This window comes from Rhizobium sp. AB2/73, from assembly GCF_020871915.1.
Taxonomy (GTDB): domain Bacteria; phylum Pseudomonadota; class Alphaproteobacteria; order Rhizobiales; family Rhizobiaceae; genus Rhizobium; species Rhizobium dioscoreae.
Genome location: NZ_CP067071.1, coordinates 3351781 through 3365334, shown reverse-complemented (window position 1 = coordinate 3365334; position 13554 = coordinate 3351781). Strand labels below are relative to the sequence as shown.

Here is a 13554-nt window from a genome sequence, read left to right as displayed (position 1 = left end):
CTGGTTTCGGATCAGGCCGGCGTCAGCGAACCGTGGCCCTTCGGGGTCTTCATCGAGGTGCAGGTGCCCGTGGGAACAAGCTTGAAGGACATCTTGTCATAGCTCATGGTCGACTTGCCGGCGCAGTCATGCTTGCCGGCGGCGCAATCGTTCTGACCCTTGAGGGCGACACCATAGCATTTTTCCTTGGAATCGGCCGCCGAAGCCGGAACGGCGACGGATGCAAGTGCCGATGCGATCGAGCCGGCAATGGCCAGGGTGAGGATGCTGTTCTTCATGGATCTGTCTCCTAGATGGATGCGAGCCGTCATTGGCTTGCATCGAGGTCTACGGAGCGTCTCGAGCGGATGTTACAGCCGCGTCGGAATTTTTTTCAAGATGGCGTCACTTATAGTGTGCCGGCTATCTGCCGCGGTGGGAAACAGCCGGGCAGATGTGGGGGCAAGGCCGACATGTGCATGGGTGGAAGTGCATCTGGTGGAGAACCCACCACGAAGACGAAAGGGCTTGAAAAATAGTTGCCGTTGCCGGTAACGAAAGCCTGCGGTCCCGCGTAGAGGAGATGTCGGATGAATCATTCGGCGCGCGAAGAGGAATGGGCAGTTTGGATGCGCGCGGCGATCGGCGGCGATGCGCAGGCCTATCACCGTTTCCTCACCGCGGTCGCGCCGCATCTGCGCGCCATGGCGCGCCGGCGCTGCGATCAGCTGAGTGCGCCGGTAAGCGAGGCCGAGGATGTGGTACAGGAAGTGCTGCTCGCCATCCATCTGAAGCGCGGCACATGGGATTCATCCCGCCCGATCGGACCCTGGCTGTCGACGATCGTGCGCAACAAGTTGATCGACAGCCTGAGACGGCGCGGGCGGCATATGAGCGTACCGATCGATGATGTGATCGATTTCCTGGAGGCGGAAGAGCATACCGATGCCTCGGACCGGTTTGATGTCGATCGTATGTTGGAGCGGCTGAAAGATCCGCAGAAGACGATCGTGCGCTCGATTTCTGTCGAGGGAAGCAGCGTCCGGGAAACGGCGGACCGGCTGAAGATGACGGAAGGGGCGGTGCGCGTCGCGCTGCACCGCGCGTTGAAGATGCTTGCGGCTTTGTATCGGAGTGAGACCAGTGAAAACCGATGACCTCATCAATCTTCTGGCGCAGGACGCGCCGGTCCGGATGCGGATTGGTAAGGTTCTGACCCTGGCGGTCGTCGCGGGCATCCTGATCAGCGGTGGCATCTTCTTCGCCATGATCGGTTTTCGGGCCGATATCGATACAGCGATGGAGACCGTTCGTTTTCTGTTCAAGTTCGTCGTGACCATCGCGCTTGCCGCAACAGCCTGCGCCGTCGTCTTCCGCATCGGGCGGCCGGGCGCTTCGCTGCGCCTGTGGGGCTGGACGCTGCTCTTGGCGCCTGTCCTGCTCCTTGCCGCCGCGGCCGTCGAAATGGCCGTCATGCCGGCCGACAGCTGGAGTGCGCGGATGATTGGCCACAATGCCCGCTTCTGCCTGACCCTCATCCCGCTGCTGTCGATCGGCCCGCTTGCCTGCTTCCTGTTCGCCCTGCGCCAAGGGGCGCCGGAAAAGCCGGGCGGGGCCGGCGCCGTCGCCGGCCTTGCCGCCAGCGGCATCGCCGCGACTTTCTATGCTTCCAACTGCACGGATGACAGCCCACTTTTCGTCCTGCTCTGGTACCCGATCGCGATCGCGATGGTGACCGCTGTTGGATATCTTCTCGGCAAGCGCCTGTTGCGCTGGTGACGCGATCGAACGCCTGATTTCGAAACCGGCGAAATCGCTTCTGGGGCATGCGTTTCGGCCAATGATGCAGTATCGCGCGGAAAACCTTGTGGCAGCGGGCGGGTTCCTGACCTATTATGTCTAAGCGAAAGCGACTTTCAAAAAATCGCATTTCCTTGCGTTAAAGTGTTTGCATCCGCGGCAAATTCGATTATAGAGGCCCTGCTTTCCCCGCAGGGGCACTTTTCGGCCCGGCGGCTGTTGGGAAATAGTTCAATGGTAGAACAGCGGACTCTGACTCCGTTAATCTTGGTTCGAATCCAGGTTTCCCAGCCAATCTAAAGTTTCCTGATTTGAATAAGCATTTTTGGTTTGCCTCCGGTGCTCGAGGCGGCTATCCCTCTTCCTGTGATTGAAATCTTTTCGAAGGAGAAACTACTCCTTGTCATCAGATTTGATTTGTCTTGGATTTGTGTCAACAATTTAGCTGTTTGCCTAAAATGGAATAGGCTTTAGATGACGATATTGGTTTCGGGTGGCGCCGGCTTTATTGGCGGAAACTTTGTTCTCGATTGGCTTGAGGGTCACAATGAGACGGTTGTTAACCTCGACAAGCTGACCTATGCCGGCAATCTGGATACGCTTAAGGGATTAAAAGGTGATGATCGGCATGTGTTCGTGCATGGCGACATTGGCGATTGCGAGCTGGTGAGCGATTTGCTGTCGATGCACAAGCCGCGGGCGGTGATCAATTTTGCCGCCGAGAGCCATGTCGATCGCTCCATTCACGGCCCAGGCGATTTCATTCAGACGAATATCGTCGGCACTTTCAACCTGCTGGAAGCGGTACGAGCCTATTGGGATGGCTTGCCGGAAGATGAGAAGCAAGGCTTCCGCTTCCTTCATGTCTCGACGGACGAGGTCTACGGCACGCTAGCGAAGGATGCTGCGCCGTTCAACGAACTCAACCGCTATGAGCCGAACAGCCCCTATTCCGCCAGCAAGGCGGCCTCGGACCATCTGGTGCGTGCTTGGCACCATACCTATGGTCTGCCTGTGTTGACGACGAACTGCAGCAACAATTACGGGCCTTACCATTTTCCGGAAAAACTGATCCCACTGGTGATCCTGAACGCACTTTCGGGAAAGAGCCTGCCGATCTATGGCGATGGCCAGCAAGTCCGCGACTGGCTCTATGTCCGCGATCATTGTAGCGCCGTTCGCCGTGTGCTGGAAGCCGGCACGGTCGGCGAAACCTATAATGTCGGTGGTTGGAACGAAAAGCCCAATCTCGATGTCGTGCAAGCGATCTGCTTCATCCTTGACGAGCTCAGACCAAAGGCCGATGGCGGCCGCTACAGCGATCAGATCACCTTTGTTAGGGATCGGCCCGGTCACGATCGTCGCTATGCGATCGATGCCCGCAAGCTCGAGCGCGAACTCGGCTGGAAGCCTGAAGAGACATTCGAGACCGGCATTCGCAAGACGATCGAATGGTATTTGCAAAACCAGGACTGGGTTCGCAACGTTACCAGCGGCGCCTATCGAGAATGGGTTGGCAAGCAGTACGAGGTTGATCTGTGAGTGCCATTCTAGTCACTGGCGCCAATGGACAAGTCGGTTTCGAACTGCAGCGTTCACTTGGGTCGCTAAGTGGCGTAACGGCACTAAACCGTGCCGAGATGGATCTCGCCGACGAAGCAAGCGTCCTGGCGGCTCTTCGTGAGCACAAGCCACATATCATCGTCAATCCCGGCGCCTATACAGCAGTGGACCGGGCTGAGAGCGATAGAGAGCTGGCGATGGCGGTCAATGCCACTGCTCCGGGGGTATTGGCGCGCTGGGCGGCGGACAATGGCGCCTTGTTGATCCATTATTCGACGGACTATGTCTTCGACGGCACGAAGACTGATCCCTATGTCGAAGGCGATGCCGTCAATCCGCAGTCCGTCTATGGCGAAAGCAAATGGCTGGGCGAGGAGGCGGTGCGCGCCTCCGGCGTACGGCATGCCATTTTGCGCACCAGCTGGGTCTATGGTCACCATGGAAGCAATTTCCTGAAGACCATTCTTCGGCTGGCCGGCGAAAGAAGCGCATTGAACATTGTTGCCGACCAGGTGGGCGCACCGACGTCGGCGTCCCTGATCGCGGATGTCACACGCACGGTGATCGAGCGCATAACGGCTTCGCAGACCGCCAGCGATCTCTCGGGAACCTATCATCTCGCCGCACAAGGCAGTACGTCATGGCATGGCTATGCCGCGCATATCGTCCGTGAAGCGGCGGCGCGCGGCTTCAATCTCACGCTCACGTTGGACGCGCTGACCCCCATTCCAACAACCGACTATCCGGCGCCGGCAAAACGGCCGCAGAACTCCAGATTGAGCTGCGCCAAGCTGACGGATTGCTTCGGTGTCGTGTTACCGCAATGGCAAGAAGGCGTTGATGATGTTTTAGCCCGATTGCGCGTTGCGGAAAGTTGAAGGCCGCCGCTTCGAGGACGGTCCAAACCATTTTCGGCGACCGGTAAGACATAGACAGATGGACTGAAGACGAGACGCTGGATCATGATGAAAGCACGCAAAGGGATCATACTCGCCGGCGGATCGGGCACGCGCCTATATCCATTGACGCTCGCAGTCAGCAAGCAGCTTCTGCCGATCTACGATAAGCCGATGATCTACTATCCGCTGACGACGCTGATGCTGGCGGGTATGCGCGAGATCCTGATCATCTCGACGCCGCAGGATACGCCCCGCTTCGAGCAGCTGCTTGGCGATGGCAGCCAATGGGGCATCAAGCTTAGCTATGCGGTTCAGCCCAGTCCGGACGGTCTGGCCCAGGCCTTCCTGATCGGCAAGACGTTCCTGGATGGCGCGCCCTCTGCCCTGATTCTTGGAGACAATATTTTCTACGGGCATGATTTTACCCGATTGCTGCACGAGGCGAGCACCAAGGACGTGGGTGCGACCGTCTTTGCCTATCACGTGCAGGATCCGCACCGCTATGGCGTGGTCGAGTTTGACGCAAGCGGCCGCGCCATCAGCCTGGAGGAGAAGCCGAAGGCGCCGAAGAGCAATTATGCGGTTACCGGCCTTTATTTCTATGACGAGAGCGTCGTCGAGGTCGCGAAGTCCATCCGTCCGTCGCCACGCGGCGAGTTGGAGATCACTGACGTCAACACGCATTATTTGCAGGCCGGACAACTGGACGTGCAGACGATGGGCCGGGGCTATGCCTGGCTCGACACAGGCACGCACGAGTCCATGCTGGAGGCCAGTCATTACATTGCGACCATTGAAAATCGGCAGGGCCTGAAGGTTGCATGCCCTGAGGAGATCGCTTATCGCAGCGGCTGGATCAGTGCCTCCGAGGTCGAGGCATTGGCGCATCCGCTGAAGAAGAATGCTTATGGGCAATATCTTCTTGGGATCTTGCGCGAGCAGATATTCTAAGTTGCTGCGGAGTGCCCGCAGCCCATCCCTAAAAACGCGTTGAGCAAGAACACCAATGAAAGCCATCGATACCGCTATTCCGGACGTCAAGATCATCGAGCCGACGGTATTTGCCGACGACCGCGGCTTCTTCTTCGAGAGCTTCAGTAAGGTGAAATTCGAAGCGGCGATCGGGCGTAGCGCCGATTTCGTGCAAGACAATCACAGCCGATCGGGGATAGGCGTTCTGCGCGGGCTACACTACCAGTTGCCGCCGCATGCCCAGGCGAAGCTGGTGCGGGTGGTAGTTGGCGAAGTCTATGACGTTGCCGTCGACATCCGGAAATCCTCACCCACATTCGGACAATGGGTCGGCGTTCTTCTGACTGCGGAAAACAAGCGCCAGCTCTGGATCCCGGAAGGCTTTGCTCATGGTTTTCTGACGCTAAGCGATCATGTCGAGTTTCTATACAAGACCACCAACTATTACGCGCCGGGGAGCGATCGCGGCATCCGCTGGGACGATCCGCAGATCGCCATCGACTGGCAGGTGACGGAGGCGCTCACGCTCTCCCCCAAGGATCAGCGGCAACCCTTGTTGGCGGATGCCGAGCTATTCGATTGATGTCGGCTTCGATATCAGACCCGATTGTAGTCGTCACTCAGCCTAATGATATCGTTCTCGTCGAGCAGCTCGCCGTATTGAATTTCGATAAAAACCAAAGGCTTATCTCCGGTGCACGAAACACGGTGTGTCGCCTTGAGCGGAATATCGACTGTATGCCCGAGCTGTAGAGCGTGTTCCGTTCCGTCAATTTCAGCGATACCGTGCCCCGAAACGGCGGTCCAACGCTCGGAACGGTGATTGTGATACTGCAGCGATAGTCGCTCTCCCGGATTCACAACAATGCGTTTGACGACGTGGCTATCACCGATATCGAGCACATGCCATGTGCCCCAAGGGCGTTGATCGTTGTCGCCTACCTTATAAAGACTTCCGGACTTCAATGAATTTTCCTCTTCAACAGCCGGTCGGCAACCACGCGACCGAAAATAATGCGGGCGATTAATTCATTGGTGCCGGCAGAGCAAGGGGTTTCTGCTAATGGTTACAAGGGCGTGGACTGCACCCCTTCGGTGAGACAACAATCAGTAACAGTTCTGCCTGCTTCGAATTGCGTTTGGTGTCTTGTGCCGTCGTTGCCTGAGACTGGTTTCGTATGCCTCCGGCGAGAGATAGTCGACGGCAGAGTGCAGGCGCTGCCTGTTGTAGACTGCCTCGATGAATTCGCCGATCCTTGTCCTTGCATCGTCTATGTCGCGATAGGCTTGGCCATCCACCTCTCCCGCCAATTACCGTTAATTTTATTGCATAATTTCAGATTTAATTCGGTAGTTCCATGCTTGTACCCATGTCATTAATTCAGCCAGTTACAACATCAACTCTTTTTTCGTCCGCTTCTTTTTGGTGACTTTCTTTCTAGGAAGAGCCTTCATCCTGGCTACCTTCTTCTCAGCTTCGCGACGTTTTCTCAGATCGTCGACGGCTCGAATCATTGTCTCGAACGCGTCCTCCATTTCATTTTTGCCGCTCCTTTCCTGAAGACCTTGGCCGACAAGCCTACAAGAAGCGACCTGAAGCGCTCCTCTAATCATCTGACGATGGGCAATCTGGCGAAAGGCCCAATATTCATCGTCATAATCAATGGGGTCTGAGGAAGTATCCAGGGCGCCACTAATCGAGTGGTCAGACGGAAAGCGCCCGGCAACATCATCGAAATCCACAGCAAGGTTCACAATGTCGGCACACTGCTTGATAAATTCATGAGGTTTGCCAGCCCCACGGACGATCCTTATGACATTGGCGGCCATTTCAATGACCGCTCGATCGAAGCGATCCTGTGCATGCTCGGTATCAATCTGCTTCTGCGACCGCTGGGAAACAACGGAGAGTTTAGGCTTGTCCGGATCGTCGGTCATGAAAAATCCTGCCGTTCGAGGAAGCGGCAGGATTCATAAATTTCGGACTGGCGACTAGCGAAATGAAATTATGGCAGCGTATCACTGCGATGCTGCGGCCCTCAGCTTCGACTTCGGCGTTATGTTTCATATAAGATCCGAGAAAAAAGGGCCGCAAACACGGCTCTGGAAGATTGCAGTTGAACTATTGCCGATCGGCACTACGACAGCTACGAAAGACGGAAAGCCGATGTAGCTTTGCTAGAGCAACCAGCCGAGAAGAACGACATGCCACAGAGACTATACGGACTTGATGCTCTTCGCGGTGTGGCGGCGATCATTGTCATATTTTGGCATTGGCAGCATTTTTTCTTTGTTGGCAATGATGCCTCCCACGTTCCGTGGGACGCCCAACCGTTCTATCCGTATGTGTTCTTTCTCTACAAAAATGGCTGGCTCGCGGTAGATTTCTTCTTTGCCATGTCAGGATTTTTGTTCGCTTGGCTCTTTGCTGAAAAGATAGCCAGTCGGCAAATCTCGTTATCAACGTTTGCTCTGGATAGGTTCAGCCGCCTCTACCCGCTGCATATAGTCACATTCGTCATGGTGGCTCTTCTGCAGCTTCTCTACACAAGATCGCATGCGACCTATTTCGTCTTTCAGATCAACGACTTTTACCATGCCGTTTTGAACGTTTTCCTCCTTCCCGCCTGGGGCTTTGAAAAGGGTTGGTCTTTCAACGCGCCGATATGGTCAGTTTCCGTCGAGGTTTTCCTTTACATCGCTTTTGCTTTGGGCTGCCTCTTGCGCAGGTGGCGCTTGGTCGTTTTCGCGGCATTGATTGCCATTGGCTTCGCTCTGCCAGACCAGTTCAGTAAAATCTCGATCGGGTTGCGCCAATTCTTTATTGGTGGGTTCGTTTACCTCAGCATTTCCTACGCGTTGCCTCGCATCGGCGCCGGGATCATCGCCGCAGCTTGGACCGTAGTGGGGATCGTGGCATGGGCGTACGTCGTGAAATATGGAATCACGGATTACTCAAGATATGCCATTTTCCCCATAACGGTCGGTATGTTCGGCGCCATCGGGATCGCAAAACCCAACTTCCTGAAAGCTGGGGCATTCCTTGGAGACATAAGCTACTCCGTCTATCTTTTGCATTTTCCCCTTCAACTCGTCTTTGCGATGGTATGCGACTGGCTTGGGTATGAGAGGACAATATTCCTCTCACCACTTATAATGGTGGCGTTCTTTGCCATCTTGATTCCGTCTGCATATTTTATTCACAGGGGCTTTGAGGCCCCTGTGAAACTCTGGCTTCGATCAAATCTCTCACGTCAGCGGCAAGCCTCACCGTCAGATAAGGCTACCCATGTTAGAGACGCCGCTCAGAATGATTACCGACGTGTTGGTGAAGTTGACGTCCGATAGCGCGGCGGTGCCTGTCGTTATCGAGAAGGAAAGATTAAGGGTGGTCGAGCCACTGGAACCGGAGCCGAAGGCTGGGACGTAGCTGGGCGTATTCGATGCGGTTGCAATATTGATTGCCTGGGCATCGGTAGCGAACGTGAAGGGTAGCCCGTGATGGTGGCGCTCCCCGTCGCGGTTCCTTTCGATGTCAAGATCAATCGGATCTGCACAAAGACAAGCGGGCCGACACGGACATAGGTCCCTGTCTGGGTGTTATAAGTGATGCCTGTGCTTGCGCCGCCGAAGTTGAGAGCAGACGTAAAGGTGCCGCTGGTCGTGACCGTCATCGTAGCAGCGGAAGTCAGACCGAGACTTGTTCTTGCCGCAGACGCAGTTGCGGCCCCCGTACCACCCTGTGCAACAGAAAGAGCCGTGGTGAGCCCAGAGAGCGATGTGATGTCCGAGTTTGCGCCGGATGCGGCCGTACCTATGCTGCAGGACACCAGCGATGTGCATGAATGCCCGCCCAGCCTGTGTCGTCGAGGCAGCAAGCACGGGAAGCACCCCGCGGACGCCCGGCGTCTTGCAGCGCCGACGCTCCGCCGTGCGGAACTGCTTTTGCCACTGATAAAGCCCTTTGCGGAAAATCCCCAACTCGCGTGAAAGCTTGCTGACATTGGTGCCGGCAGCCATTCGCTGAACCCCCGCCAACTTAATTTCGCGACTGAACCGTCGTCCAAGATCGTCCGTCCTCATCAGTCCTCCTAATGGAGAACTGTTGCCGCTTTTCTGTCTCAAAAACGGGGTGCACTACAGGCGCCCGTTTTTGCATATTGCTATCCGAGTTCCTTAAGCACATCAGTTCGGAATTGGTCGGCGGCCGCGCCGCCGACGTGGGTGTAGATGGGATATGCGGGCAATTGCTCTGGAGATTTTGAGGCTTCTGATATTTTCTCCGAAAGAACGATGCTCAAGGTGACGTATCAATCTCTTTTAGATACAGGAGTGGAATGCGCGTTTTACATTTTTTCAAAACATATTGGCCCGACACATTCGGTGGGGTTGAACGGACCATTTACGCGATCGCCAAGGGTACCGCCAAATACGGCGTAGAATCAGATGTCCTCTCGCTCAGCAAAACGCCGTTGGAACACAGCGTCGAATTCGATGGGCATATGGCGCTGAAGGCTAAGCTCGATTTCGAATTCGCATCCACCGGGTTTTCACGTGAGGTATTCGGCCGATTTCGGGAATTGAGTAGGCAGGCGGACATTGTCCACTATCACTTTCCATGGCCACTGATGGATATCATCCATTTTATCGCTCCTCCCAGCAAGCCGACCGTCGTGACCTATCATTCCGACATCGTGAAGCAAAAGTTTCTGCTGCAATTCTATAAGCCTTTGATGTTTCGCTTTCTGAAAGACGTCGACCGGATTGTTGCGACGTCTCCGAATTACGCGATGTCGAGCGATGTCCTGGAAAGGTTCAAATCTAAAACGAGGGTGATCTCGTTAGGTCTGGATGAAGCGGACTATCCAAAGGCAGACGAAGCGTCGCTAGCCCGCTGGCGCGGCAGGCTTCCCGATCGCTTCCTCTTATTCGTCGGTGTCCTGCGATATTACAAGGGAGTTCATATCTTGCTGGAGGCTGCAAAATACAATGGCCTCGATATCGTGATCGTCGGCAGTGGGCCGATGGAGGTTGAACTGAAGCAGGCAGCCGGGCAAAACCTACACAATATCCATTTTCTCGGGTCCTTGTCTGACAACGATAAGATCGCTTTGCTCGAGCTTTGTGCGGGGTTCGTGTTTCCCTCGCATCTTCGCTCTGAGGCCTTTGGACTTTCCCTTGTGGAGGCGGCAATGTTTGGCAAGCCGATGATTTCGTGTGAAATCGGCACGGGGACAAGTTATGTCAACTTGGACAGAGTAACCGGATTCGTAGTGCCGCCCAACGATGTCGACGCTCTGTCGGGCGCTATGAAGGCTATCTGGGACAACGAGCAGCAGACTGCCGTACTGGGCGCCGCGGCGCGTGATCGCTATCTTGCATGTTTTACGGCAGAGAAGATGTGTTCACAATATTATCGCCTCTATCGCGAGTTGGCAGGCTGAGGTCGGTATACATGTCCGATATTGGTTAGCAGCCGGATGTACGGTCGTGCCAAAATCGATCGACTTTTACACGTCGCGTAAGGCTGCGAGGGATCGAGCCCATCGACACGTGCGATTGTCGACACATTGGCCTCAGGCAACAACGTTTCGGCGATCAATCACTCCTTCTACTCGTCCGGCCACTGCGCGGCTTGCGTCGCGTCCGCACCGGCGCCTTCGTCAAAAACCTCGAATTTTCGTGGCTGAATTGTAAGCGCGTAGGCCACCCCACGTATCTTTCGGACTGCTGATCGGCGATTTTCTGCATGAGTCATGCGGAGAATTCCATGAGCGACAGTGTGAATCACCCTCGAACCTTTGAGGTTTTGACGGCAGAGCCCGTCCGAAGACGACGCAAGCCGCGTGACTGGTCGGATGATGAGAAGGCGCGGATCGTGGCCGCGACGTTGCAGCCTGGAGCCAATGTCTCGGCGATTGCCCGGTCTGAAGGCTTGGATCCCTCGCAGCTTTATGGGTGGCGTCGCAAGGCACTGGCATCGGGAGTTGTTGCGCCCCTGACGGAGGGAATGGGCAAGGAGATCAAGTTCGCGCGCGTTGATACGATGAGAAGCGGCTCGGTAGATATTGTCATTGCGGATATGGTGGTGCGCGTTGGCGGCGAGTTCGACCCTGATCATCTGGTGAGGGTTTTACGGGCGGCTCGCAAGGCATGATCGCCTCCGGTGTGGTGGTTTATGTGTCGTGCCAGCCGGTCGACTTCCGCAAGGGGGCCGTCTCTTTGATGGCGCTGGTGCGGGATGGCGGCCTCGATCCCTTCAATGGCGCGCTTTACGTCTTCCGGTCGAAACGGGCCGATCGTATTCGTATTGTCTGGTGGGATGGCAGTGGTGTCTGCCTCTATTCGAAAACCCTGGAAGATCAAGGCTTCTGCTGGCCGGGCATATCGGCGGCACGGATACGTCTGGACCATTCTCAGCTGATGGCGTTGCTAGCCGGAATGGATTGGAAAAAGATCCGCCCGGCCAAGGTCCGGCGGCCCTTGTTGACGGGCTGACAGGGCCTGCGGCAAGATGAATCATGCCGCTGTAATGGTTGGGAAAACGGCGGTTTTTGTGCTCTACTCATTCCCATGGATTTGCCCCCTCACGACTTGCCGGACGACATTGACGCGCTGAAAGCGATGGTCCTCGCGATGGCGCGCGAGCAGGCTGCGAAAGAAGCCCGACTGAAGGCCGCTGAAGCTGAGATCGCCCGGCTGGAGGCGATGGAGAAGAGCGCCAACGAGCGGATTGCCAACCTCACATCGATCTTGAAGGTTCTGCAGCGCACCCAACATGGCACCCGTTCCGAGCGGCTGCGCCTTGGCATCAACGACGAGCAGGTCTCCTTTGCTTTCGAGGAAGTTGAGACCGGCCTTTCGGCGATCCAGAGCGAGCTCGATCGCGCGGCCAAGGAAAAGCCGAAACGAGCACCACGTCCGCGCAAGAGTTTTGCCGCTCATCTCGAACGCATAGAGGAAGTGATCGAGCCGGAGATCCCTGCCGGCTGCGAGGGGCTGGAAAAGGTCCTGATCGGTGAGGATCGCTCCGAACGACTGGATGTCGTGCCACCGAAGTTCAGGGTCATCGTGACGCGTCGCCCCAAATATGCCTTCCGGGGCAACGATGGCGTGCTCCAGGCGTTGGCACCGGCACACATCATCGAAAGCGGCCTGCCGACGGAGCGGCTGCTCGCCTATATCGCCGTCTCCAAATACGCCGACGGCCTTCCGCTTTACCGGCAGGAGGCAATCTATCTACGCGACGGTGTCGAGATCAGCCGATCGTTGATGGCCCAGTGGATGGGGCATCTGGGCTTCGAGCTGCAGATATGCGCCGATTACATCCTCGAGCGCGTCAAGGAGGGCGAAAGGATCTTCGCCGACGAAACCACCTTACCCACTCTTGCGCCCGGTTCGGGGAAAACGACGAAGGCCTGGCTTTGGGCTTATGCTCGCGATGATCGCCCCTATGGCGGAACCAGTCCGCCAATGGTGGCCTATCGTTTTGAGGACAGCAGGGGCGCTGATTGCGTGGCACGTCATCTCGCCGGATACAGCGGTATTCTGCAGGTCGACGGCTACTCGGCCTATACCAATCTCGCCAAGACGCGTGCCAAAGCCGGCAGCAATGAAACGATCCAACTCGCAGGGTGCTGGGCGCACCTACGCCGCAAGTTTTACGACCTTCACATCAGCGGAGTCTCGAAGGCTGCAACGCACACGATCATCGCGATGACCGAGCTGTGGCGCATCGAGGATGATGTCCGCGGTCGAGATGCCGACAGCCGTTCCGTGCTGCGTCGGGAAAAATCTGCAACCATCGTCTCCGGCCTCTTTGATCTTTGGGAGAAGGAACTGGGCAAGGTCTCTGGCAAGTCCAAGACCGCCGAAGCAATCCGCTACGCGCTCACCCGGCGCGAAGCACTGGAGCGCTTCCTGACGGACGGCCGGATCGAAATCGACTCCAATGTCGTCGAGCGCGCGATCAGGCCCCAAACAATTACGAGAAAGAACAGTCTATTCGCCGGCAGCGAGGGTGGTGGACGCACCTGGGCGACGGTCGCCACCCTCTTGCAGACAGCCAAAATAAATGGCGTCGATCCGCTCGACTGGCTCTCCCAGACATTGACCCGCATCGCTCAAGGCTGGCCAGTATCCGAGCTCGAGGCGCTTATGCCATGGAACTTCAGGCCTGACGCCATCAGCTAACCGCTTACGCTGAATTACACTTTCGCTCATAGGATTCCTTGCATGATTATGCACAAGATTCCCGATCAGCTCGCGAAATGGTACTTGGGGTTGCCTACGTGCTTACCACCAAACTCGCAATCTGAGACGTCCACGTCTCGTGGCGATA

At 56.3% G+C, this 13554-nt stretch carries 15 protein-coding genes, 1 tRNA gene and 1 pseudogene; 12 read left to right on the top strand and 5 right to left on the bottom strand.

The window, feature by feature from the left end:
- Positions 1-11 precede the first annotated feature (11 nt).
- Entirely contained in the window at positions 12-278 is a 267-nt protein-coding gene (locus tag I8E17_RS16500; protein ID WP_113331357.1) for a DUF2282 domain-containing protein, read from the bottom strand.
- Positions 279-569: 291 nt separating this feature from the next.
- Here I8E17_RS16500 and I8E17_RS16495 point away from each other — a divergent pair, with 291 nt between their 5' ends.
- The 7 genes from I8E17_RS16495 to rfbC all read left to right on the top strand — a co-directional run bounded on the left by I8E17_RS16495 (position 570) and on the right by rfbC (position 5796).
- Positions 570-1136 (top strand): sigma-70 family RNA polymerase sigma factor, encoded by a 567-nt coding sequence (locus I8E17_RS16495; RefSeq protein ID WP_219511351.1) that lies wholly within the window; start codon positions 570-572, stop codon positions 1134-1136.
- Positions 1123-1758: an NrsF family protein gene (locus I8E17_RS16490; protein WP_219511353.1), complete on the top strand. Its 636-nt coding sequence runs from the start codon at positions 1123-1125 to the stop codon at positions 1756-1758. The genes I8E17_RS16495 and I8E17_RS16490 overlap by 14 nt, the downstream gene beginning before the upstream one ends.
- Before the next feature lie 241 nt (positions 1759-1999).
- A tRNA-Gln gene (locus I8E17_RS16485) sits at positions 2000-2073 on the top strand.
- A 180-nt stretch (positions 2074-2253) separates the two neighbouring features.
- Positions 2254-3321, top strand: coding sequence for a dTDP-glucose 4,6-dehydratase (gene rfbB / locus I8E17_RS16480; protein WP_219511355.1), 1068 nt, complete (start codon positions 2254-2256; stop codon positions 3319-3321).
- A complete protein-coding gene (gene rfbD, locus I8E17_RS16475) occupies positions 3318-4220 on the top strand; it encodes a dTDP-4-dehydrorhamnose reductase (protein WP_219511358.1) in 903 nt (300 codons plus the stop codon). Before rfbB ends, rfbD begins: the two co-directional genes overlap by 4 nt.
- An 84-nt stretch (positions 4221-4304) precedes the next feature.
- The gene (rfbA, locus tag I8E17_RS16470; protein ID WP_219511362.1) at positions 4305-5192 is read left to right on the top strand and encodes a glucose-1-phosphate thymidylyltransferase RfbA; all 888 of its coding nucleotides are present in this window, start codon (positions 4305-4307) and stop codon (positions 5190-5192) included.
- A 55-nt stretch (positions 5193-5247) separates the two neighbouring features.
- Positions 5248-5796, top strand: coding sequence for a dTDP-4-dehydrorhamnose 3,5-epimerase (gene rfbC / locus I8E17_RS16465; protein ID WP_219511363.1), 549 nt, complete (start codon positions 5248-5250; stop codon positions 5794-5796).
- A 14-nt stretch (positions 5797-5810) separates the two neighbouring features.
- Here the strand turns inward: rfbC and I8E17_RS16460 are convergent, their stop codons facing one another.
- From I8E17_RS16460 to I8E17_RS16450, 3 genes and pseudogenes are all read right to left on the bottom strand, one after another.
- Positions 5811-6179: a phosphomannose isomerase type II C-terminal cupin domain gene (locus I8E17_RS16460; protein WP_113389720.1), complete on the bottom strand. Its 369-nt coding sequence runs from the start codon at positions 6177-6179 to the stop codon at positions 5811-5813.
- A 141-nt stretch (positions 6180-6320) separates the two neighbouring features.
- Positions 6321-6479: pseudogene (locus I8E17_RS16455) on the bottom strand (hypothetical protein); the annotation flags it as partial.
- Between the two features lie 123 nt (positions 6480-6602).
- Positions 6603-7151, bottom strand: a complete 549-nt coding sequence (locus I8E17_RS16450; protein WP_219511367.1) for a hypothetical protein — start codon at positions 7149-7151, stop codon at positions 6603-6605.
- Positions 7152-7418: 267 nt separating this feature from the next.
- Between I8E17_RS16450 and I8E17_RS16445 the strand changes: the two genes are divergently transcribed.
- On the top strand, positions 7419-8561 hold the full coding sequence (locus I8E17_RS16445) for an acyltransferase (protein WP_219511369.1): 1143 nt from the start codon (positions 7419-7421) through the stop codon (positions 8559-8561).
- A gap of 252 nt (positions 8562-8813) precedes the next feature.
- On the opposite strand, the gene I8E17_RS16440 is transcribed toward I8E17_RS16445, so the two are convergent.
- Complete coding sequence (locus I8E17_RS16440) at positions 8814-9296, bottom strand: transposase (RefSeq protein ID WP_219511372.1); 483 nt, start codon at positions 9294-9296, stop codon at positions 8814-8816.
- Positions 9297-9550: 254 nt separating this feature from the next.
- On the opposite strand from I8E17_RS16440, the gene I8E17_RS16435 reads away from it, so the two are divergent.
- The 4 genes from I8E17_RS16435 (at position 9551) to I8E17_RS16420 (ending at position 13406) form a co-directional block, all read left to right on the top strand.
- On the top strand, positions 9551-10657 hold the full coding sequence (locus I8E17_RS16435; RefSeq protein WP_219511374.1) for a glycosyltransferase family 4 protein: 1107 nt from the start codon (positions 9551-9553) through the stop codon (positions 10655-10657).
- Positions 10658-10983: 326 nt separating this feature from the next.
- Complete coding sequence (locus I8E17_RS16430; RefSeq protein ID WP_069611409.1) at positions 10984-11370, top strand: transposase; 387 nt, start codon at positions 10984-10986, stop codon at positions 11368-11370.
- On the top strand, positions 11367-11711 hold the full coding sequence (gene tnpB / locus I8E17_RS16425) for an IS66 family insertion sequence element accessory protein TnpB (RefSeq protein WP_069611408.1): 345 nt from the start codon (positions 11367-11369) through the stop codon (positions 11709-11711). Before I8E17_RS16430 ends, tnpB begins: the two co-directional genes overlap by 4 nt.
- A gap of 75 nt (positions 11712-11786) precedes the next feature.
- Complete coding sequence (locus tag I8E17_RS16420) at positions 11787-13406, top strand: IS66 family transposase (protein ID WP_113367024.1); 1620 nt, start codon at positions 11787-11789, stop codon at positions 13404-13406.
- The last annotated feature ends 148 nt before the right edge of the window (positions 13407-13554 follow it).

What these genes read in the sequence shown, in the direction of transcription:
- I8E17_RS16445 (WP_219511369.1), top strand. Translation starts at nt 7,419, where the DNA reads ATGCCACAGAGACTATACGGACTTGATGCTCTTCGCGGTGTGGCGGCG.
- rfbA (WP_219511362.1), top strand. Translation starts at nt 4,305, where the DNA reads ATGATGAAAGCACGCAAAGGGATCATACTCGCCGGCGGATCGGGCACG.
- I8E17_RS16495 (WP_219511351.1), top strand. Translation starts at nt 570, where the DNA reads ATGAATCATTCGGCGCGCGAAGAGGAATGGGCAGTTTGGATGCGCGCG.
- rfbC (WP_219511363.1), top strand. Translation starts at nt 5,248, where the DNA reads ATGAAAGCCATCGATACCGCTATTCCGGACGTCAAGATCATCGAGCCG.
- tnpB (WP_069611408.1), top strand. Translation starts at nt 11,367, where the DNA reads ATGATCGCCTCCGGTGTGGTGGTTTATGTGTCGTGCCAGCCGGTCGAC.
- I8E17_RS16420 (WP_113367024.1), top strand. Translation starts at nt 11,787, where the DNA reads ATGGATTTGCCCCCTCACGACTTGCCGGACGACATTGACGCGCTGAAA.
- rfbB (WP_219511355.1), top strand. Translation starts at nt 2,254, where the DNA reads ATGACGATATTGGTTTCGGGTGGCGCCGGCTTTATTGGCGGAAACTTT.
- I8E17_RS16435 (WP_219511374.1), top strand. Translation starts at nt 9,551, where the DNA reads ATGCGCGTTTTACATTTTTTCAAAACATATTGGCCCGACACATTCGGT.
- I8E17_RS16500 (WP_113331357.1), bottom strand. Translation starts at nt 278, where the DNA reads ATGAAGAACAGCATCCTCACCCTGGCCATTGCCGGCTCGATCGCATCG.
- I8E17_RS16440 (WP_219511372.1), bottom strand. Translation starts at nt 9,296, where the DNA reads ATGAGGACGGACGATCTTGGACGACGGTTCAGTCGCGAAATTAAGTTG.
- I8E17_RS16450 (WP_219511367.1), bottom strand. Translation starts at nt 7,151, where the DNA reads ATGACCGACGATCCGGACAAGCCTAAACTCTCCGTTGTTTCCCAGCGG.
- I8E17_RS16430 (WP_069611409.1), top strand. Translation starts at nt 10,984, where the DNA reads ATGAGCGACAGTGTGAATCACCCTCGAACCTTTGAGGTTTTGACGGCA.